The sequence below is a fragment of the Polaribacter sp. Hel_I_88 genome (assembly GCF_000687935.1).
Taxonomy (GTDB): domain Bacteria; phylum Bacteroidota; class Bacteroidia; order Flavobacteriales; family Flavobacteriaceae; genus Polaribacter.
The window spans coordinates 3,054,225-3,076,767 of record NZ_JHZZ01000001.1; the positions used below are offsets into that span (position 1 = coordinate 3,054,225).

The window sequence follows — 22,543 nt, forward strand, 5'->3', positions numbered from 1 at the left end:
ATTAAGATTCAGGTAAAAAACTTAGTAGAATAAAAAAGCAATTATAAGAGCCATGTAATAAAATAGACCAATGCAAACCAAAACGAACTCTAACATAGCCAAAATATCCACCAACTAATAATTGTGGTAAAACTAAAATTGGCGATAATAAAAGCACGCTTGTTGTAAAATCGAAATTGGTAATATGTACAAAACCAAAAAGTAATGTAAGCACGTAAAAACCTATTTTAAAAGATTTTGGAGTTTTAAAAGCGGTTATTGGACCTCTAAAAATTACTTCTTCAATGGCAGGAACAATAATAGCCCCCATAAGAATAATCAATAATTTATTCATGCCAGCAAATAGTTCTTCAACTTTGTGATTGTCCATATTTATCCAATTCATTTCTTCGAAAAGTGCAAAAATTGGAGTGATGATAATTCCTGTTAAAATGCTGATAAAAAGAATGTAAAAAAATATCTTAAACCGATAGTTTATATCTTGATTTGTATCTTTTTCAAGAACAGGATTTTTAAGATAATTAATAAGATTAAAAAACGTTTCTTTCATGTTGATTTTTATACAAGGGGTTTAAACCCCTTGTTCTGTGTTGTGAATAAACCCCTTGTTATATAATTTTTCCATCTTTCATGGTTAATTTTCTATCTGCCATATTTGCCAGAGTCTCATTATGAGTCACCAATACAAAGGTTTGTCCAAATTCATCTCGCAGTTTAAAAAATAGTTCGTGTAAGTTTTTGGCAGATTCACTATCTAAATTTCCACTTGGTTCATCCGCTAAAATAACAGAAGGATTGTTAATTAACGATCTTGCAACTGCAACTCTTTGTTGTTCTCCTCCAGAAAGTTCGTTAGGTTTATGGTTAATTCTGTGAGATAATCCTAAAAATTCAAGTAATTCTTTTGCTCTTTTTTCAGCTTCCTTTTTAGATTTTTTTCCAATAAAAGCAGGAATACACACATTTTCTAAAGCAGAAAATTCTGGTAATAATTGATGAAATTGAAATATAAAACCAATATGATTGTTTCTAAATTCGGAAAGTTGTTTATCAGAAAGATTTTTTAAAGAAATATCGTTGATTGTCAACTCAAAATCTTCCTCTTTAATAGGCTTGTCTAAAGTTCCTAAAATTTGCAACAGAGTTGTTTTTCCTGCTCCAGAAGGACCAACTATAGCAACAATTTCACCTTTTTTTATTTCTAAATCTAATCCTTTTAAAACTTCAACATCGCCATAATATTTATGGATATTTTTTGTTACAATCATAATTTATATATCGATGTACGAATGTATAAAAAAAGAGTTTGTCCTAAAAGTAATACTAGCTCTATTTGTTTTTTTGATTGGAGATATATGTTGAAATTAGATTATTTAAAAAATCAATAATTTTTATTTTTGTAGGCTTTAGTTTTTATTAAGTTCCTTGTATTTTATCAATTTAATATCATAACAATCATTTTTTAAAAGTGTTCTTTACGTTCATATCATTTTGTTAATCATTTCTTAAAATAAACATAAATATTAATTTTGAAGCTTTTCAGTAATCTTGAAAACCTATTAATAATACCTAATAACTAAAGAATAGGATTACTTTACAGTGAAAATTAATTTTATTAAAAATTTTACAAATCTTCTTCTTTGAATTTGTATTTTTGCTTCCGTTAAAAATACGATACAGATGAACTTACACGAATATCAAGGTAAAGAAATACTAAATAGTTTTGGCGTTAGAATTCAAAGAGGAATTGTAGCAAGTACTCCAATAGAAGCAGTTGCAGCAGCAAAAAAATTGACGGAAGAAACTGGTACAGGTTGGCACGTTATAAAAGCACAAGTTCACGCAGGTGGTCGTGGAAAAGGTGGTGGAGTAAAGTTAGCTAAAAATTTAGAGCAAGTAGAAAGTATTGCTGATGATATTTTAGGAATGATGTTGATTACACCACAAACTTCTGCTGAAGGAAAGTTGGTTAATCAAGTTTTAATTTGTGAAGACGTTTATTATCCTGGAGATTCTGAACCAGATGAATATTATATGTCAGTTTTATTAAATAGAGCAACTGGTAAAAATATGATTATGTATTCTACAGAAGGTGGAATGGATATTGAAACTGTTGCAGAAGAAACTCCACATTTAATTTTTACGGAAGAAATTGATCCTTTATTAGGAATCATGCCTTTTCAAGCACGTAAAGTTGCTTTTAATTTAGGGTTGTCAGGAACTGCTTTTAAAGAAATGACAAAATTTGTGACTGCTTTATATACAGCATACATCAAATCTGATTCTTCTATGTTTGAGATTAATCCTGTGTTAAAAACTTCAGATGATAAAATAATGGCTGTTGATGCTAAAGTTTCTTTAGATGAAAACGCTTTATTTAGACATAAAGATTATGCAGCAATGCGTGATTTACGTGAAGAAAACCCAATTGAAGTTGAAGCAAAAGCTGCTGGTTTAAACTATGTAGATTTAGATGGAAACGTAGGTTGTATGGTTAACGGAGCTGGTTTGGCAATGGGAACTATGGATTTAATTAAAGAATCTGGAGGAGAACCTGCTAACTTTTTAGATGTTGGTGGAACTGCTGATGCTCAAAGAGTTGAAACTGCTTTTGGAATTATTTTAAAAGATCCAGCTGTAAAAGCAATTTTAGTAAATATTTTTGGAGGAATTGTTCGTTGTGACAGAGTTGCACAAGGTGTTGTTGATGCTTACAAAAGTATGGGAGACAAAATTAATGTGCCAATTATTTGTAGATTACAAGGTACAAATGCTAAAGAAGCAAAAGAATTAATTGATAATTCTGGAATGGAAATTATTTCGGCTACAGAATTTCAAGAAGCTGCAGATAAAGTAAAAGAAGTTTTAGAAGCTTCATAGATTTTACAGCTTACATATATTTTAAAAAACCTCGCTTTTGCGAGGTTTTTTTATTTTCAGAAGTTTTTAACCTTCAATTTTAGGCTATCGCTCGTTTTTAACGAGTGAACATAAGTAATATTTTAGTTAAGCTGATAAATTTGATTTATATTTCCAACTCAATTGATATACTTATTAAAAAATGAAAAAATTTCTAATTTTATTATTATTTCCGATTCAAATTTTTGCACAAGAAATTCCAAATTCAATTGAATTTTGGAACACTTTAAAAAAACATTGTGGTAAAGCTTACGAAGGTAAAATTGTTGAAGGAGGCAAAGAAGGGGATGGTTTTACAGGCGAAAAATTAGTAATGCACGTTTCACTTTGTGAAGAAAATACGATTAGAATTCCGTTTTTTGTGGGTGATGACAAATCAAGAACCTGGGTTTTTACGTTGAGTGATGATAATTTAATCACATTAAAACATGATCACAGACATAAAGATGGTTCTGAAAATAAAATTACTCAATATGGAGGAACAAATGCAAATACAGGTTTACCCAATATCCAGATTTTTCATGCAGATCAAGAAACAGCAACATTAATTCCTGCAGCTTCTTCAAATGTTTGGTGGGTTACTTTAAAGGATTCTAAGTTTACCTATAACTTAAGGCGAATTGGTAATAATCGTTTCTTTTCAGTAGAGTTTGATATATCCAAAGAAATTGAAACTCCAGAAAAACTTGGTAGAAATATAAATTTGTACTTATACTAAATGGAAATTTGTTAGAAGAAGTTTTATAGGTTTTACAATACAACTATATTTAAAAAACCTCGCAAATGCGAGGTTTTTTTGTTTTTATATTATTTAAACACGAACATGTCCATCTCCAAATATATAGTATTTATTGGTTACCAATTGTTTTAAACCTAATGGACCTCTATGATGTAATTTATCTGTACTAATTGCCAATTCTGCACCAACACCTAATTGCCCACCATCTGTAAATCTTGTAGAGGAATTTTTATATACTGCAGCACAATCTACTTGTTGCATAAAATTATTCGCATTATCATCATTTTGTGTCATGATTGAAGCTGAATGACCACCTGAATTCTCATTAATTATTTGAATAGCTTCATTAACATTATTTACTGCACCAATAACACATTTTAAAGCTAAAAATTCTTGTTTCCAAATAGTTGTATCTTGTATAACAGTTTCTTCATTTAAAACTTTTTTCACTGTTTCATCAACTAAAATTTCTACTTCTTTTTCTTTTAAAACAGCTTGAAGCTCTTTTATTTTATTTTCAAAATCTGGTAAATTTGAATTGATTAAAATTTTATCTAATGCATTACAGGCAGAAATTTTATCTGTTTTTGCATTTAAAACAACGGATAAGGTTTTGTTCCAATCAGCAGTTTCATCAATATATAGAAAGTTGTTTCCACGTCCGCTAATTAAAACTGCACATTTTGCATGTTCTTTTACAAAAGCAATCAATCTTTCTCCACCTCTTGGCACAATTAAATCTAATGGTTCTGTTGGGTTTCTTAAAAAAGCTTGTGTTTCTTCTCTATTTAATTGCATCAACTTTATGTAATCTGTACTTAGATTGTTTTCAGTTAAGGCTTTGTGCCAAAAATCAACTAAAATTTTATTACTATGTATTGCTTCTTTTCCACCTTTTAAAAGTATTTTGTTGTTGGCCTTAAAAGCTAATACTGCAGCTTCTATAGTTACATCTGGTCTCGATTCGTAAATAATCATAATCGTACCAAAAGGCGCAGTTTTATTAGTTACTTGCAAACCATTTGCCAAGTTTTTATCACTTATAATTTGATTTACAGGATCTTCTTGAGCTTCTACTTCATTGATGGCTTTGATCATTCCATCAATTTTTTTGTCGGTTAAAATAAGGCGATCAAACATTGCTTGATCTTCTTTGGTAAATGCATCTAAATCTTTTTTATTAGCAGCTAACAAAGCTTCTCTGTTGTTGTCGAGAATTTTTGTCATGCTTGTTAATACGTTATTTTTTATTTCTGTATTTAATAATTTCATTATTTGTTTTTTAAAGTGCCACTTTTGTTCCTACTGATTTTCCATCAATAATATCAATAATAGTGTTGTCTCTTTTTCCGTTTGCAATAAATGTGGGTATATTATTAGCTGCAGCTTTTTGAGCATAGTCTAATTTAGAACCCATTCCACCTCTTCCTTCTCCAGGTTTTTTATTGTTTTCTTGAATGTATTTGTCTAAGTTATCCTCTGGGTCTACATCAGAAATTAAGTTGCTACTTTCTGACTCTGGATGCCCTGTGTATAAACCGTCGATATCTGTTAAAATAATTAATTTGTCTGCATTAATAAGCTGTGCAATTAAGCTGGCTAACTCATCATTATCAGAAAACATAGACATGGTTACAGAAACTGCATCATCTTCGTTTGCAATGGGTATGACACCTTCTGACATCAATCCCTCACAACAGTTGATCATGTTTTGTCTATGAACACCTGGACTAAAATCTCTCTTCGTAGGTAAAACCTGCGCACATTTCATTCCATAATCGTTAAATAAATTATAGTAATGACGCATCATTCTTGGTTGGCCAATAGCAGAATATACTTGTCTCCTTTGTGTATTATTTTCAATAGTCGATTCTCCTAAAACCTCTTTACCTGCAATTACAGATCCAGAAGAAACCAAAATTGTGGAAATACCTCTTTCATATAATTCTGCAATTTGCTTTACTAAGCGTCTTAAAACAGGTCTAACAATTCTGTTATCTCTGTTTGTCATTACGTTTGTTCCTACTTTTATTACTATTCTTTGTGTATCCATTTTAGTGTTCTTTACCTAATTCTACAGCTCTGTTAAAAGCAGCAAAAGCGGCATCTTTTATTAATTCATTTACATTATTGTCTTGCATAGAGTCTAAAGCTGCACGAGTTGTACCGCCTTTAGATGCTACTCTTTCCATCCAAGAATTTGGAGAAAGGTTAGATTGATTAAATAGTTCTACTGCACCCGTAAATGTTTGACTTACTAAGACTGTGGAGTCGTTTTTTGAAAAACCCATTTTAAGTGCAGCTTCCATCATGCTTTGCATAAAATAAAATACATAAGCTGGTCCACTTCCAGAAATACCTGTGGAAGCATCAATGAATTTTTCACTGGTAACTTCCATCGATTTTCCTGTGGTATCTAATAGACTTTCTACCGTTAATTTTTCAATTCTGGAAACTTCAGGAGATGTTACATAAGAGGTTAATCCTTTACCAATTTGCGCTGGTAAATTTGGCATAGCTCTTACAATTTTTGTTAGTCCTGAATATTTTTTAATATTATCAATATTTACACCAGCCATAATAGAGACTAATACTTGACCAGGTTTCGTGAATGATTTTAAAGCTTTGAATAAATTTTCTGCATGGTAAGGTTTTACTGCTATAAAAATAATATCTGCTTTAGGTACACAGTCTCCTAATTCCTTAAAAGCGTCGAAATGAGAAATTTCATTTAAAGCTTCTAACTTTTCTTCAGAATTGTCTAAAACCATAATGTTTTTTTTCTTTAACAATTTTGATTTCGACATTCCTTCTGCATAGGTTAAGCCCATGTTTCCTGCTCCAATAACTAATATTTTCATTTTTATTTAAATTATTTTACTATTTATATTTATTTATAACTATGCTATTCTTTATGTAGCGTCATTTCTATCTTTTTTGATTTAAAGCCATTTTTTTCGAATAGCTTAATGGCATTATTTTCTTTTTTTATATTTAATGTGATGTTTCCTTGGCAATATTCTACAGTTTTATGAATTAGTTTCGTAGCAAAGCCTTGGTTTCTGTAGTTTTTATGAATAGCTAAATAGGTCATTAAATTTTCTGATTGATATTGGCTCATACCAGTCTTGTTTATCACAATTACACCAATAATTTCATCATTTTTTTTCATTACAAAGGCGTAACCTCCTAAACTAGTAATCTCTTTGGCAGCATACTTTAAAGATGTACGAATAACATTTTTTGGATCTTTACAATCTTCTAAATGTTCATATAAAAAATTGGTGATTCTAGTAATATTTAAGAATGACATCCTGTTAAAGGCGTCAAAAATTTCAATGGTCATTATATTTTGATTTAATTTATCTAAAAAATGGATAAAAAAGGAAAGCTATAAATAGCAAAATAAAAATTTTAATAAAGAAGTTACTTTATTAAAATAAAATTAGGTAAAGAAAGGTAATTAAAAAAGAGGGTGTGGAGGGATGAATTTTTTAGATTGATTTCTAAAAACCAAAAAATTGAAATTAAATATTCTAAAGTTACGCAGTTTGTGTATCCTAACTTTCATCCTGCAAAATTACGAAAATGCAGGGCTATAGGCAAATTATAAGGGGTTTATAATTTTTAAATTGTCATAATATCAGATAGATAAGAGTATTTTTAGGGGTCTAATAAATATAAGTGCAAATTAATGTAGATTCTAAAATAGAAAAGTAAACTAATTAAAAAATTGTATAACCAAATATCAATGATACTGTGTTGTAATTTGAAAAAGTTGTTCTATAATTATAAAATAAGTCTCTACTGGTATGATATCTAAACTCTAAAGATAATTTATCATTTCTTTTATAACCTAGACCAAAACCTAAATTACCACTTGATTCTATTTCCAAATTTAAAGCTTTACCACTACTAAAATCAATAATATAAGACCCATTTAAGAATAATTTTGATTTTTTATTGATAAACATATAGTGTCTAATTCCAAAAGGTAGTTCTAAGGAACTGTAATCAACAGAATTTCTAACACTACCTTCGTTTTCTACTTTATACGATTGGTAAGTAGGTTCAACAATAAATGCCCATTTATTATTATTAAATGGAAAAATATATTCAAGTTCAAGTCCTGCTCTTAACCCAATTTTGCTTTCAAAATCTGGGTATCTTGAACTGGAACTTACAGTTGTATTATTTGTTGATAGTGACGAATTATTAAGTCCAATTCTGACATTTAGATTAAATAAATCTTGCTTTTTATTCTTTTCGTAGTTTATATAATCTTCGTTTTTACACTTATTATATTTTAAGAAAAAATCAACAAGATCTCTTTTTTTGTATTCTAAATATTTAAAACTTTTAAAAGTAATATTGTTACACTTTAAGTGAAGCCAAAGTTGTTTTTTATATTCCTCGTTCGAAACAATATTATTATCGCTATTTTTATATTTTTTTAGAATTAATTGTTCAATTTCAGAATCATTTTTTTTGTAAAGAAATTTCACTAAATTTCCATCTACATATTCGAAAAGGGTTGCATTTCCTTCTATTAAAACTTTAAAAAATGCTTGTTTTTCTTCGTATTTAAGTTCTTCACTTTCACTCAATTTATAAAGTTCATTATTAGATAAATCCATATCTACTAAAGCTCTAATATATTTTGAGCTATTATAAATGCCAAATTCTTTTACATCTGTAATTGTGTTTGTTTTTTGTTCAGAATTTTCAGAAATTTTATACTCAAATTTAGTTGGATTATTCAACCAATCAATATTTCTTATCAAGCACTCAATTTTTTTGTTTGAATTATCGATAAAGTAACCTTTATCAAATTTAATTTGAGAAAAGCTATTGATACTAATAAATAGGAATAAGAAATAAATTTTTTTCATAGTTTTTATAATAATACTTATGGTTGATTCGTAATTTTTTAAAATTTAATTTTTTGATAAGTAATATTTATCGTTGTTTTAAAATAGTAAAAATAAGTATTGATAAACGAATATTAACATTAAAATAAAAACTAAATTAAACTTGCTCTTTTAAAACAGCAATTTCATCACGTAATTTTGCAGCCACAATAAAATCTAAACCTTTGGCAGCAGCTTCCATTTGTTTTCGTTTTTTACGGATTCTGTCTTCGATTTCTTCTTTAGGTAAATATTGTAGTTCATGTTCAGCAGCCACTTGTTTTGCATTGTCATAATGATAACTGGAAACAGCAGATTTTGTTAACGTATCTTCAATTTTTTTGTTGATTTGCGTGGGTACTTTATTGTGTTTGGTATTGTAAGCAATCTGAATTTCACGTCTTCTTTCTGTTTCATCAATAGTACTTTGCATGCTATTTGTAATTTTATCAGCATACATAATAGCTAAACCATTTACATTTCTTGCAGCTCTACCAACTGTTTGTGTTAAAGATTTGTTGTTACGTAAAAAACCTTCTTTATCAGCATCTAAAATAGCAACTAAAGAAACTTCAGGTAAATCTAAACCTTCACGTAAAAGGTTTACACCAATTAAAACATCAAACAAACCTTTACGCAAATCTTGCATAATTTCCACACGCTCTAAAGTGTCTACGTCAGAATGAATATATCTACACCTAATATCAACTCTCGTTAAATATTTGGTCAATTCTTCTGCCATTCTTTTAGTTAAAGTTGTTACCAAAGTTCGTTCATCTTTTTCAACACGAATTTGGATTTCCTCAATCAAATCATCAATTTGATTCAAACTTGGACGCACTTCAATTGGCGGATCTAATAAACCAGTTGGCCTAATAATTTGCTCTACAAAAATACCTTCTGTTTTTTGCAATTCGTAATCTGCTGGCGTTGCAGAAACAAAAATAGTTTGATTCTGGATTTCCTCAAATTCCTCAAATTTCAAAGGTCTATTATCCATGGCTGCAGGCAATCTAAAACCATATTCCACCAAATTCTCTTTTCTGCTTCTATCTCCACCATACATGGCATGTGTTTGTGGTACAGTCACATGGCTTTCATCAATAACCATCAAATAATCATCAGGAAAATAATCTAACAAACAGAAAGGTCTTGTGCCAGGTTCACGTCCATCTAAATATCTGGAATAGTTTTCAATTCCAGAACAATAGCCCAATTCTCGAATCATTTCTAAATCGAATTCTGTACGTTCTTCCAATCTTTTTGCTTCTAAAGGTTTGCCAATTTCTTTAAAATAATTGACTTGTTTTACCATATCATCTTGAATTTGATGAATCGCATTTTGTAAAACGTCTGGGGAGGTCACAAATAAATTAGCAGGATAAATGGTTAAATGTTCAAACTTTTCAAGGATGTTATTGGTTTCTAAATCAAAAGATTCTAGTTCTTCAATTTCATCACCAAAAAATAAAACACGGTATCCATTATCTCCATAAGATGGATAAATAGTTACCACATCTCCTTTAACTTTAAATTTTCCACTTTTCACTTCAATTTCGGTTCTAGAATATAAACTTTGCACCAATTGATGTAAAAAAGTCGTTCTGCTTATTTGTTGACCAACGTGAACAGGAATTACGTTTTTCTTAAATTCTGTAGGATTTCCAATACCATATAAACACGAAACTGAAGCTACAACCAATACATCTCGTCTACCAGAAAGTAGGGAAGAAGTGGTGCTTAAACGTAAACGTTCAATATCTTCATTAATAGATAAATCTTTTTCTATATACGTTCCTGTTACAGGAATGTAGGCCTCAGGCTGATAATAATCATAATAAGAAACAAAATACTCCACAGCATTTTCTGGAAAAAATTGCTTGAACTCTGAATATAATTGTGCTGCCAATGTTTTGTTATGTGCCAAAACCAAGGTTGGTTTTTTTACCTCTTTCACAACATTTGCAATTGTAAATGTTTTTCCTGAACCTGTAACGCCTAAAAGCGTTTGAAATTTCTCGCCAGATTTTATGGCTTGAGATAATTCATTAATTGCTTGTGGTTGATCTCCAGTAGGAGAAAACTCTGATACCAATTTAAATTCCATACTGTAAAAATACGCATACTTAAAGTTTTAAAAAATAGATAATTTTAAAATCAAGTTAAATTTTGATTTTAGAATAATACATTTGGTAAGTTTAATTATTTCGTTCCTATGGAGCTTTTTGGTTTTTATTATTTTTTCTGTTATTAATATTTCGCTTCTATGAAGCTAAAATTCTATAGGGAAGAAAAATGACTAGCTTTTATTTTGCCACTTTATGTTATTAATAGGATGGTCCTGTAAAACTAAAAATCCCAGAGGGATGAAATATTAATAGCAAGAAGTTATAAAAGTTGATTTAGCTCCAGAGGAGCGATATATTTAAGTTGAAGATATAAAAAAATGTAAATATTTATATAATCTTAAAACGAGCAATAATTAATTAGATTTATAAAATTTAGATTCATAAATTCAATTTTGGTCATCCAAAAAAATCTCTACTAAATCAAGATAAAAAGCGTAATCACTCGTACTAATTTTTATATAATTTTAGTATTTTTATCTTATGGATTTATTTTCTTCGGATGAAATAACGAATATTTTACCTTTTGATGGTGAAACCAACTATCATGGAATTATTTTAGGTAAAAGTCAGTGCGATTTTTATTATCAACAATTATTAGAAAAAATTAATTGGAAAAATGACGAAGCTATTATTTTTGGTAAGAAGATTATTACCAAAAGAAAAGTAGCTTGGTATGGAGAATCTGAATATTCGTACACCTATTCTAAAGTTACAAAAACGGCTAACCTTTGGATAAAAGAATTGTTAGAACTCAAAGAAATCGTAGAAAAAGAAAGTAAGGAAACCTATAATTCTTGCTTGTTAAATTTATATCATTCAGGAGATGAAGGAATGGCTTATCATTCTGATGGTGAAAAAATGATGAAGAAAAATGGCGCAATTGCTTCTGTATCTCTAGGAGCTGAACGTAAATTTTCATTCAAACACAAAGAAACCAAACAACGCATTGATGTTTTTTTAGAAAGAGGGAGTTTATTAGTCATGAAAGGCGAAACTCAAAAAAACTGGTTACACAGATTACCACCAACCAAAAAAGTGAATTCGCCAAGAATTAATTTGACTTTTAGGACAATTGAATTATGATTTTTTTACAATTAACATTACAGCAAGGGGTTTAAACCCCTTGTTAAATTTGTTACATATTATCATCTGTGAAAATCCGTGAAATCTGTGTCAACCTTTTTTGCGAATTCGTGGTAGAATATCAACTGTGTAAATCCCTGAAACCTGTGTCAACATTTTAATTATCTCACAACGCAATTCAAAATAAATATTGATTATTTTTGCAAAAAACTATTTCTTTTGGATATCAATAATCAACAAACAACAAATCTTAATAAATATATTAGTTCTTCAGGAATCTGTTCAAGAAGAGAGGCCGAAAAATTTATAAAAGAAGGCAGAGTTTCCATCAATGGAAAACCTACGCAATTAGGAAATAGAGTTGGTAAAAAAGATGTTGTAAAATTAGATGGACGATTGGTAAAACCAAAAGAAGAAACACTATACATTGCTTTAAATAAGCCAGTTGGTATTGTTTCTACTACTGATGATAGAGAACCAAACAACATCGTAAAACACATTAATTATCCTGAAAGATTATTCCCTATTGGACGTTTAGATAAACCATCTGAAGGATTAATTTTCCTAACAAACGATGGAGATATTGTCAATAAAATTTTACGAGCAGGGAACAATCACGAAAAGGAATATTTTGTTTCAGTTGATAAAACAATCACAGATGATTTTATCGAAAAAATGAGTAATGGAATTCCGATTTTAGGAACTGTAACTCAAAAATGTTTGGTTGAAAAAATTAGTGCTAAAATCTTTAAAATTGTTTTAACACAAGGTTTAAATCGTCAAATTCGAAGAATGTGCGAATATTTAGATTACGAAGTAACCAAGTTAAAACGTACCAGAATTATGAATGTAGAATTAGGATATTTACAAACTGGAGATTGGCGCGAATTAACAGAAGAGGAGATGAAAGAAATTAACGGAATGATTGCTGAATCCTCAAAAACGGAGGAGGCCTCTAAAGTTAAAGAACCTGCTAAAAAGAAAGTATTCAAGAAAAAACTAGCGCCAGCTAAAAACGATTTTAATAAAAAAAGTGCTTCTTTTAGAAAATCATCACCAAAAAATAAGAGAACTACAGGCTCTAAATCTAATTTTCGTAAAAAACGAAATTAAACAAAATATTAAAACTTTCTAAATTCCATTCCTTTAGGAAGGTTAGGAAGGGCTTTTTACTATATTTGCCACAATGAAATTCGACTTAAAAATTACCGATCCAAAAAGTAAAGCAAGAGCAGGAACAATCACCACAGATCATGGTGAGATTGAAACGCCAATTTTTATGCCTGTAGGTACTGTTGGTACTGTAAAAGGAGTTCATCAAACAGAACTTAAACAACAAGTAAATCCTGATATAATTTTAGCAAATACGTATCATTTATACTTACGACCTAAATTAGATATTTTAGAAGCTGCTGGTGGTTTACACAAGTTTATGAATTGGGATAGAAATATTTTGACAGATTCTGGTGGTTACCAAGTGTATTCTTTATCTGGAAGAAGAAAAATTAACGAAGAAGGTGTAAAATTTAAAAGTCATATAGATGGTTCTATGCACTTTTTTACACCAGAAAATGTAATGGAAACTCAACGAACAATTGGGGCAGATATTATTATGGCTTTTGATGAGTGTACACCTTATCCTTGTGAATATAATTACGCAAAACGCTCTATGCACATGACTCATAGATGGTTGGATAGATGTATAAATCATTTAGAAAAACTACCATTTAAATACGGTTTTGAGCAAACTTTTTTTCCAATAGTTCAAGGAAGTACGTATAAAGATTTGCGAAGACAATCTGCAGAGTATATAGCAAATTCTAACCAAAAAGCAAATGCAATTGGCGGTCTTTCTGTGGGTGAACCTGCAGAAGAAATGTATGCAATGACTGAAGTTGTTACAGAAATTTTACCAGAAGACAAACCTAGATACTTAATGGGAGTTGGAACGCCAATTAATATTCTTGAAAATATTGCTTTAGGAATTGATATGTTCGATTGTGTGATGCCAACCAGAAATGCCAGAAATGGAATGTTGTTTACAGCTCATGGAAGCATCAACATAAAAAATAAAAAGTGGGAAAAAGATTTTTCGGCAATTGATGAAATGGGCATTACTGAAGTAGGTACCTATTATTCAAAAGCCTATTTACGTCATTTATTTGTTGCTAAAGAAATGTTAGGGAAACAAATTGCATCGATTCATAATTTAGGATTTTATGTTTGGTTAACTCGCGAGGCAAGAAAACATATTATAGCTGGAGATTTTAGAGAATGGAAAGATAAGATGGTGAAGCAAATGGATAACCGTCTTTAAAATTGTAGACAGTTTTTAAGTAGGCAGTTTGCAGTCATCAAAATAGGGATATCAAATTAAAGATTTTAAAATAAAAAATAAAGCTGCGCTTTTGAAGATAATTGATTGGTACATATTAAAACGATTTCTGGTAACTTTTTTCTTTACCTTATTAATCTTGATTCCTATAGCTGTTGCAATTGATATTTCTGAAAAAATAGATAATTTTTTAGAACATGCAGATTTAGGTTTTTATCAAATAGTAGATGAATATTATAAAAATTTTATCATCTATTATGCCAATACTTTTATGCCTTTAGCGTTATTTATCGCCGTTATTTTATTTACTTCAAAATTATCTAACAACACAGAAATTATTGCTATTAACAATGCAAAAGTATCTTTTACACGTTTTTTGTATCCCTATTTTGTTGGGGCAACTTTAATTACAATTTTATCTTTAGTAATGAATCACTTTGTGGTACCAAATAGTAGTACTACAAGAAAAAACTTCGAAAAAGAGTATATAAATAACAGAAGACAACAACAGGAATTTAAATTTGTAAGTGATTTTAGTCTTCAATTAACAGATAGTACGTATATTTTTATTAAAAATTTTAATACGGAAACCAATGCAGGTTATGATTTTACATCAGAATTATATGATGGTTTAGAGTTAAAAACAAAATTGGTAGCCGATAATATTAGATACAATGAAAAAGATTCTACTTTTTCTGTTCAAAATTGGCGATTGCGTAAAATTTATAAAGATAGAGATAGCATATTTTCGGGTAATAAAATTGACACAGTTTTTAATTTTACACCTAGAGATTTAATTTATAAATCTGCATTATCTCAAGAAATGACTTCAGATGAGTTGTATAAATTTATTAATATTTCTAAAAAAAGAGGTGTTAAAAACCTAAATGCGTATTTGGTTGAATTTCATAAAAGAACAAGTCTGCCAATAGCCTCTTATATTTTAACAATTATAGCTGTGGCTTTGGCTTTTAGAAAAAGAAGAGGAGGTACAGGTGTAAATTTGGCTATCGGCATTGGGTTGATGTTTGTATACGTTTTTCTAATGAAAATTTCCGAAGTTTTAGGCGCTGTTGCAGGTGTAAATTCGCTTTTATACGTATGGATGCCAAATATTTTCTTTGGTTGTGTTGCCATTTATCTATATAATAATGCTAGAAAGTAAATTAAAAAATTACCTATTATTACATCTTATCGTTTTTATTTGGGGCTTTACAGCAATTTTAGGTGCATTAATTACTATTGATGCAATTCCGTTAGTTTTTTTTAGAATGGGGTTGGCTGTTTTTTTTATCGGCATTTATTTTATATTCAAAAAAAAACCTTTTTATGTTGATAAAAAAGGATTGGTTAAGTTTTTATTTACAGGAATTATTATTGCCCTGCATTGGATTTTTTTCTTCAAAGCGATAAAAGTATCTAACGTTTCAGTGGCTTTAGTAACTATGAGTACAGGTGCTTTTTTTACATCACTCATAGAACCAGTTTTCTTTAAGAGAAGAATTAAAACCCTAGAAATTATATTAGGTTTAGTTGTAATTTTCGGACTGTATATTATATTTAATTTCGAAAGTCAGTATAAATTAGGAATTATTTACGCACTCATATCATCGTTCTTAAGTGCCTTATTTGCAGTTTTAAATGGTATGTTCATCCAAAAATATGATGCTTCAAGAATTTCATTTTATCAACTTTTATTCGGAACTTTATTTGTTACAGTTTATCTTTTAATTAACAGCAGTTTTTCAGTTTCATTTTTTACGTTACAAAGTATGGATTGGGTGTATTTGTTTGTGCTAAGTAGTATTTGTACAGCATATGCATTTATAGCTTCTGTAAAGATTATGAAGTTTATATCTCCTTACACTGTAATGTTGACTATTAATTTAGAGCCTATTTATGCCATAATATTAGCGTTATTTATTTTTGGCGATAAAGAAAAAATGAATCCAGAATTTTATTTTGGAGCTTTTATAGTTTTAGGAGTTGTTTTGTTTAACGGAATTATTAAGAATAAATTGGTTATAAAGCAAAAAATTCAGCAAAGAGTAAAATCAAAAAAGTAGTACTATTTAGCGTAAAAAAGTAAATTTTGTAGTATGTTTGTTAATCAAAATAGATCATCAAAATAACTACACAATGGAATATTTAGATTTCGAAATGCCAATAAAAGAGCTTGAAGATCAGCTACAAAAGTGTCAAATTATTGGAGAAGAAAGTGAAGTAGATGTAACTGCTACTTGTAAAAAAATTGAGAAAAAATTAGCAACTGCTAAAAAAGATATTTATAAAAACTTAACACCTTGGCAAAGAGTTCAATTGTCAAGACACCCAAACAGACCTTATACTTTAGATTATATCAAAGCACTTTGTGGAGATACTTTTATGGAACTTCATGGAGATAGAAACGTAAAGGATGACAAAGCCATGATTGGTGGTTTGGGTAAAATTGGCGATCAATCTTTTATGTTTATTGGTCAGCAAAAAGGTTTTAACACAAAAACGCGTCAATTCAGAAACTTTGGAATGGCGAATCCTGAAGGATATAGAAAAGCATTGCGTTTAATGAAAATGGCAGAGAAATTTGGGATTCCTGTTGTTACGTTGTTAGATACACCTGGAGCTTATCCTGGTTTAGAAGCAGAAGAACGTGGACAAGGAGAAGCAATTGCAAGAAATATCTTTGAAATGACTCGCTTAAAAACCCCAATCATTACAATTGTAATTGGTGAAGGAGCTTCTGGAGGTGCATTAGGTATTGGAGTAGGAGATAGAGTGTATATGATGGAAAATACTTGGTACACAGTAATTTCACCAGAATCTTGCTCTTCTATTTTATGGAGAAGTTGGGAATTTAAAGAACAAGCAGCAGAGGCTTTAAAATTAACAGGAACTGATATGAAAAAGTTAAAGTTAATTGACGGAATTATTAAAGAACCAATTGGTGGTGCACATGCAGATAGAGCAGGAGCTTTTAAAGCTGTTCAAGAACAAATAATAGCTGCTTATGACGAATTAAAAGATTTAATTGAAGAAGAATTAGTTGCTAAAAGAATGGATAAATACGCAAATATGGGTGTTTATAAAGAATAGTTTTTAGTGCTACTAGAAACAAGAAAATAAAAAAAGCCTAATTCTTATATAAGAATTAGGCTTTTTTTATTTTCAAACTTCGATCTTCAAACTTCGATCTTCAAACTTCGATCTTCAAACTTCGATCTTCAAACTTCGATCTTCAAACTTCGATCTTCAAACTTCGATCTTCAAACTTCGATCTTCAAACTTCGATCTTCAAACTTCGATCTTCAAACTTCGATCTTCAAACTTCGATCTTCAAACTTCGATCTTCAAACTTCGATCTTCAAACTTCGATCTTCAAACTTCGATCTTCAAACTTCGATCTTCAAACTTCGATCTTCAAACTTCGATCTTCAAACTTCCATCTTCAAACTTCCATCTTCAAACTTCGATCTTCAAACTTCGATCTTCAAACTTCGATCTTCAAACTTCGATCTTCAAACTTCGATCTTCAAACTTCGATCTTCAAACTTCGATCTTCAAACTTCGATCTTCAAACTTCGATCTTCAAACTTCCATCTAAATCCCTAAAGAATCAAACATCGACTTTAATGCTGGGTCAGAAGGTCTAGGAGCGTTTGCATCTACTATATTTCCATTCGGGTCTACCAATATAAATCTTGGAATTCCGTTTATTTGATACATTTGTTGAAAAGAAAAATCTTGTCCAGACCAAAGCTGAACTCCACTCATATTTCTAGCTTTTACAAAATCTCTCCATTTCTTTTCTGCTGCTTCCCAAGAACCACCACTTCTTTGAGATTCATCTGTAGAAATACTGATAAATTCTATATTTTTATTTTGATACTCTTTTTCTAAATTTTGTAAATATGGAATTTGCTGAATACAAGGACCACACCAAGTTGCCCAAACATCAATATAAACATATTTTCCTTTATAATCATCTAAAGAATTCTTACCACCTTTTATGTTGATGTAATCTTCAAATTTTGGAGAAGGTTTACCAACACCCATAATTTGATTTTGTGCATAGGCATTATCAAAATAAGTAACTAATTGCTCATTTTGTTGCTTTACTGAGGCATATAAAACACTATCTAAATTTTTATGAGATTCTAAAATACTGTCGTATTCAAATTTTATTTGATCTACTTTTTTTCGAAACGCTTCCTCTTCTAAATTTAAAATAAGTTGAGGATTTCCCATTTTTTGACTTTTCTCTATTTGAGCCAACACAAAATTACTATTAGAAGATCCTTCACCCGAAAACTTGAAACTAGTCATAAATTTATCTGAATCGCCATTTAAAACAATATTATAACCGTTTTTTAAATAAATTGGCGCTCTTTTAGTATCACTTGTTTGTATTGTGTAGATTTCTCCTTGATTGGTTTTTAACTTTAATGTGTCTTTGAAAGAACCATTTTCGTTAATTTTCATAGTTTTTAAAACGCCTTCTCTGCTAATAATTGTTAACGTTGAATCTTTATTGTTTTCTAATTTTCCAGATAAGGTAATATAGTCTTTTGGTTGCTCTTGGCTACAAGCAATCATTACTAACAAACCTAGAATAAGTGAGCTTATTTTTTTCATTTTTAAAATTTCAAATTGAGTGCAAATATAAAACTTTCTCTTGCAAGAAAATAGTTAAAATCACTTGTTTTACAAGCTGTAAAAACAATTTTAAAGTTAAATTTTGAGATTTACTATTGTATTAATTTTATTTTTTAAACAACATCTACAACACTTATTCCATTGCTTTTTTTTGTGATTTTAATTTGTGTAGGAATTCTTTCTTTTAAGTTTTCTACATGCGAAATTATCCCAATCATTTTTCCTTGAGATTGTAAAGTTTCCAGCGTAGAAATTACAGTTTCTAAAGTATTACTATCTAAGGTTCCAAAACCTTCATCAATAAAAAGTGAATCTATTTTTACATTTTTACTTGCTAAATCTGACAATCCTAAAGCCAAAGCCAAACTAATTATAAACTTTTCTCCACCACTAGATGTGTCTACCAATCTTGCTTGATCTGTTTGATAATGATCAATTAAATTAAAATTCAACTCTTCTTTTGGCTTATAATCTTGCTCCATTTTTAACGAATAACGTTTGTTTAAATTGAACAAATGAACATTCGCTAAATCCAATAAATGTTTCAACGTTAAACGTTGCACATATACATTAAAAGCTTCTTTTGAACTACCAATAATTTTATATAAATCTCTCCAAGTAGTACAAACTGCTGTTTGCTCATCAATCTTTTTATAAATTTCTTGATTTCGGTTTTTAATTTCTTGATCTTTTCTAAACGCTTCTTTTATTTCTCCTTTTTCTGCGGATAAAGTATCTTTTTTAGTTTTTAATTCCTGTAAAGAAACTTTTATATCATCTTCAGCAATTTCAAAATTTTTGCTAGCATTTAAGCTTTCTATTGCTTTTTGGTTGGTTTCTTTTAGGGTGTTTAGTTTTATTTGTTTTTCTTTAATAAGCTCTTTTTGTTTCGAAATTATGGAAACATCATCTTTAGCCAATAAAGCGTTTTCTATATTTTCTTTGGATGTAAAATCACTATTTTTTAAATGATTTTCAAGTGATGATTGCAAAACATTTAGTTCCTCTTTTAAAGTTTTTTGAGTTTTTATATTTTCAACTTTTAAAGTTTCTCTTTCGTTTCTTGCATCTATATATTTCTGCAATTTTCTTGAAGTTATTTCTTCTTTTTCAATCAGTTGCTTACTAATGAACTGTAAATTTTCTCTTTTATTTTCTACAGATATATGTAGAGGTAAAATATTGGAACGTTCTGTTTTTAGCTGAAATATTTTGGATTCACTCTCTTTGATGTTTTTTAAATATTCTTGCTGATTTTCAATAAAAGTTTTTAATTGTTTTTTTATCGATGTTAAATTATTGTGTGAAATTGTAATTTCATTTTTTAATTTTTCAAGATTTTTTTGAGCTGTAATATATGTAAGAATTGATTTTTCAATCTTTTCTATAAAAGAATTTATTTGCTCAATAGTTGGTAATTCAAAATTGAATTTAGATAGTTTTATTGTCAGATTACTTTCTAAAACGTTACAAATTTCAGTATTCTTGTCTATCAATTTTTTCTTTTCGCTAATTTCTAAACTACCATTTTTGATGTTTTCTTTTAAAGTAGCATCTTTCGTTTTTAAAATATCAAAAGATTCGTTTTGCTCTTTTAAAACTGTTGAGATTTTATCTTTTTTAACTTGTAAATTTTGAGTAAATTTTATCTTTTCTTCTATAGATTGAAGTTTATTAAAAGTTGATTTTAATTCAAAATCGATTTTAGTAACATCTTTTAACTCGCAATCAATTTGTAGAGTTTTTGCTTTTTGATGAATCGATTTTAAGGCTTCATTAATTGATTTTATTTGCTTAGAAATATTATCAATCGATGTCAATAATTTCACTTCAATTTTATCTAATTCAGATTTGGATTCTTCTAACTTTTTTAATTGTTCTTTTCTCTTATTTAACTCCAATTCAGATTTCGAAACTCCATTTGCTTCTAAGTTTTCTGCAAAAGGATGATGCTCAGAACCACATAAACCACAAGGTTTTCCATCAACTAGATTCTTACGATCTTCTTCATATTTCGCGATACTTTTTTCTAAATCTAAAATCTTTTCAGCATCAAAAACCGATTTTTTTTGAACCTCAATTTCTTTTTTAAGAAGGTTTATTTCTTTCTTAATAGTATCTAATTCAAAAGAATAAGTTTTATGTTGAATTGATATTTCAGCCAAATCTTTTTCCTCTTTTACGATTTCTTCAGAGAAATTTTTGAATTGTTTTAGATCAGCAATTTTTAAAGAAAGTTTTTTTTCTTCGGATAATAAATCACTTAAATTATGTTTTTTTAAATCGTTATTAAGCTGATGAATTTCTTTATCTAGGGTTTCAATTTCTTGTGATTTTTTATCTAGAATTTCTTTGTTTTTAAAGAATTCAGTATTGGTACTTTCTATATTTTTTTTCTTTTCAGAAATAAGTATTAGGCTTTCATTTAAAGATTCTTTATTCGTTTTTAAAGTTGTTAACCCTTTTGTCCAACCAGAAATTTCTTTGCTTACTTCTTCTAAATATTGATGTTCAGTAAGATACTTTTCATCAATTTTAATCTTTGCTTCGATTTCTGTTAAGTCTTTAGAAACATTGCTTTGTTCTTTTTTGGAAGATTCAATTTGTGAATTTAATTCAGCTAATTTCTTTTTAGTTTTTTCCTTATTGTCAAGTTCATTTTTAATCTGATTATCTAATTTTGTAATCAAATCGAACTTTGGCAACCATAAAGAAAATGTTTTTTCTGCTTTTTCAATTTCAAGAACTTGTTGTTTAGAAATTTCTGTTAGGTTTTTAATAATTGGCTCACGTTGTTTTAATTCCTCTTCTAAAATCTTTAACTGTTGAACTTTATCAAAAGAATTTTTTTCATTTCTATTTAAATTTTCAATGATTTCCTTAAAAGGAGCAGCTTTTTCATTGAGTTCTAATAATTCAAATTCAGTTTTATGGTTTTCTAAATCAGTTTTTATTTCTTTGGCATCTTCGGCTAATTTTTCAGTTTGGATATTTAATTCTTTAGCTTTTGAATACCAATTCACAATCAACTGTATGCTTTCTATTTCTTTGTCCGATTTTACAAGTTCAGCATCAAGTTCTTTGTCTTTTTTTACAAGTTCCTGTTTTTTTTCTTCGGATAAAATATCATCAGCATTTATCTTAGATTGTATTTCTTTTAAAGCATTTTCTTCAATAGATTTTCGTTCTGAAATCGCTAAACCAATTTTTTTGTAAATTTTCTCTCCAGTAATTTGTTCTAACAATCGTCCCTTTTCTGGACCTTTAGCAGTTAAAAAAGAAGCAAATTCACCTTGAGCTAACAATACAGATCTTAAAAATTGATCATAATCTAATTGTGTAACTCGAATGATGTTTTTTATGAAATTTTTCTTTTGAGAAGCTAAATTTTTAGACTTTGTTAAGTTTTTTAAACTCACTTCCTCTTGTGGGTTTTTTAAGATTTTACCTGTATTGGAAGCCAAACGAATTCCCCAATAAGCTTCAAAAATATTCTTTTCATTTTCAAAAGTTACTCTTGTAAAAGCATCAGTAGCACCATAACTTACAACATCTAGTAAAGTAGCTTTTGTGCTGTTAAAACGAGGTACACTATGATATAATGCAATTGTGATTGCATCTAAAATAGTCGTTTTTCCTGCACCTGTAGAACCCGTAATTGCATACAAGCCAACATCTTTAAAATGCTCATTTTCAAAATCGATTACAATTGGCGAATCAGATTTTAAGGAATTTATATTTTGTAATTCTATCTTTAAAATTTTCATAACAACTT

At 29.1% G+C, this 22,543-nt stretch carries 18 protein-coding genes; 8 read left to right on the forward strand and 10 right to left on the reverse strand.

The genetic code is table 11. From position 1 onward, the window contains the following. Window position 1: 1 nt before the first annotated feature. A complete protein-coding gene (locus P161_RS0113535; protein ID WP_026777474.1) occupies window positions 2-550 on the reverse strand; it encodes a CPBP family intramembrane glutamic endopeptidase in 549 nt (182 codons plus the stop codon). Between the two features lie 58 nt (window positions 551-608). Continuing rightward, on the reverse strand, window positions 609-1,268 hold the full coding sequence (locus tag P161_RS0113540; RefSeq protein WP_026777475.1) for an ABC transporter ATP-binding protein: 660 nt from the start codon (window positions 1,266-1,268) through the stop codon (window positions 609-611). Window positions 1,269-1,680: 412 nt separating this feature from the next. Between P161_RS0113540 and sucC the strand changes: the two genes are divergently transcribed. After that, a complete protein-coding gene (gene sucC, locus P161_RS0113545) occupies window positions 1,681-2,880 on the forward strand; it encodes an ADP-forming succinate--CoA ligase subunit beta (protein ID WP_026777476.1) in 1,200 nt (399 codons plus the stop codon). A 181-nt stretch (window positions 2,881-3,061) separates the two neighbouring features. Beyond that, window positions 3,062-3,637, forward strand: coding sequence for a hypothetical protein (locus tag P161_RS0113550; RefSeq protein ID WP_026777477.1), 576 nt, complete (start codon window positions 3,062-3,064; stop codon window positions 3,635-3,637). Between the two features lie 93 nt (window positions 3,638-3,730). Here the strand turns inward: P161_RS0113550 and P161_RS0113555 are convergent, their stop codons facing one another. The 6 genes from P161_RS0113555 to uvrB form a co-directional block, all read right to left on the reverse strand. Continuing rightward, window positions 3,731-4,930: a glutamate-5-semialdehyde dehydrogenase gene (locus P161_RS0113555; RefSeq protein WP_026777478.1), complete on the reverse strand. Its 1,200-nt coding sequence runs from the start codon at window positions 4,928-4,930 to the stop codon at window positions 3,731-3,733. 10 nt (window positions 4,931-4,940) lie between these two features. Further along, window positions 4,941-5,711 (reverse strand): glutamate 5-kinase, encoded by a 771-nt coding sequence (gene proB, locus P161_RS0113560; protein WP_026777479.1) that lies wholly within the window; start codon window positions 5,709-5,711, stop codon window positions 4,941-4,943. A 1-nt stretch (window position 5,712) separates the two neighbouring features. Then, window positions 5,713-6,519 (reverse strand): pyrroline-5-carboxylate reductase, encoded by an 807-nt coding sequence (gene proC, locus P161_RS0113565; protein ID WP_026777480.1) that lies wholly within the window; start codon window positions 6,517-6,519, stop codon window positions 5,713-5,715. Window positions 6,520-6,563: 44 nt separating this feature from the next. After that, window positions 6,564-7,004 (reverse strand): GNAT family N-acetyltransferase, encoded by a 441-nt coding sequence (locus P161_RS18645; RefSeq protein WP_051605758.1) that lies wholly within the window; start codon window positions 7,002-7,004, stop codon window positions 6,564-6,566. Between the two features lie 379 nt (window positions 7,005-7,383). Beyond that, on the reverse strand, window positions 7,384-8,550 hold the full coding sequence (locus tag P161_RS0113575) for a hypothetical protein (RefSeq protein WP_026777481.1): 1,167 nt from the start codon (window positions 8,548-8,550) through the stop codon (window positions 7,384-7,386). Between the two features lie 136 nt (window positions 8,551-8,686). Beyond that, complete coding sequence (gene uvrB, locus P161_RS0113580; protein WP_026777482.1) at window positions 8,687-10,675, reverse strand: excinuclease ABC subunit UvrB; 1,989 nt, start codon at window positions 10,673-10,675, stop codon at window positions 8,687-8,689. Window positions 10,676-11,177: 502 nt separating this feature from the next. Between uvrB and P161_RS0113585 the strand changes: the two genes are divergently transcribed. The 6 genes from P161_RS0113585 (at window position 11,178) to P161_RS0113610 (ending at window position 17,208) form a co-directional block, all read left to right on the forward strand. Further along, window positions 11,178-11,780 (forward strand): alpha-ketoglutarate-dependent dioxygenase AlkB, encoded by a 603-nt coding sequence (locus P161_RS0113585; RefSeq protein WP_026777483.1) that lies wholly within the window; start codon window positions 11,178-11,180, stop codon window positions 11,778-11,780. Window positions 11,781-11,999: 219 nt separating this feature from the next. After that, window positions 12,000-12,893, forward strand: a complete 894-nt coding sequence (gene rluF / locus P161_RS18650; RefSeq protein ID WP_036841490.1) for a 23S rRNA pseudouridine(2604) synthase RluF — start codon at window positions 12,000-12,002, stop codon at window positions 12,891-12,893. 73 nt (window positions 12,894-12,966) lie between these two features. Further along, a complete protein-coding gene (gene tgt / locus P161_RS0113595; protein WP_026777484.1) occupies window positions 12,967-14,097 on the forward strand; it encodes a tRNA guanosine(34) transglycosylase Tgt in 1,131 nt (376 codons plus the stop codon). A 91-nt stretch (window positions 14,098-14,188) separates the two neighbouring features. Continuing rightward, window positions 14,189-15,280 carry an LptF/LptG family permease gene (locus P161_RS0113600; RefSeq protein ID WP_197026356.1) on the forward strand — a complete coding sequence of 364 codons (1,092 nt, stop codon included), beginning with the start codon at window positions 14,189-14,191 and terminating at the stop codon, window positions 15,278-15,280. Continuing rightward, on the forward strand, window positions 15,267-16,181 hold the full coding sequence (locus P161_RS0113605) for a DMT family transporter (protein ID WP_026777486.1): 915 nt from the start codon (window positions 15,267-15,269) through the stop codon (window positions 16,179-16,181). The genes P161_RS0113600 and P161_RS0113605 overlap by 14 nt, the downstream gene beginning before the upstream one ends. A gap of 73 nt (window positions 16,182-16,254) precedes the next feature. Further along, window positions 16,255-17,208 carry an acetyl-CoA carboxylase carboxyltransferase subunit alpha gene (locus P161_RS0113610; RefSeq protein WP_026777487.1) on the forward strand — a complete coding sequence of 318 codons (954 nt, stop codon included), beginning with the start codon at window positions 16,255-16,257 and terminating at the stop codon, window positions 17,206-17,208. 504 nt (window positions 17,209-17,712) lie between these two features. Here P161_RS0113610 and P161_RS0113615 read toward each other — a convergent pair. Continuing rightward, window positions 17,713-18,747 (reverse strand): TlpA disulfide reductase family protein, encoded by a 1,035-nt coding sequence (locus tag P161_RS0113615; RefSeq protein ID WP_026777488.1) that lies wholly within the window; start codon window positions 18,745-18,747, stop codon window positions 17,713-17,715. A gap of 134 nt (window positions 18,748-18,881) precedes the next feature. Beyond that, complete coding sequence (locus P161_RS0113620; RefSeq protein WP_026777489.1) at window positions 18,882-22,535, reverse strand: AAA family ATPase; 3,654 nt, start codon at window positions 22,533-22,535, stop codon at window positions 18,882-18,884. Window positions 22,536-22,543 lie beyond the last annotated feature (8 nt).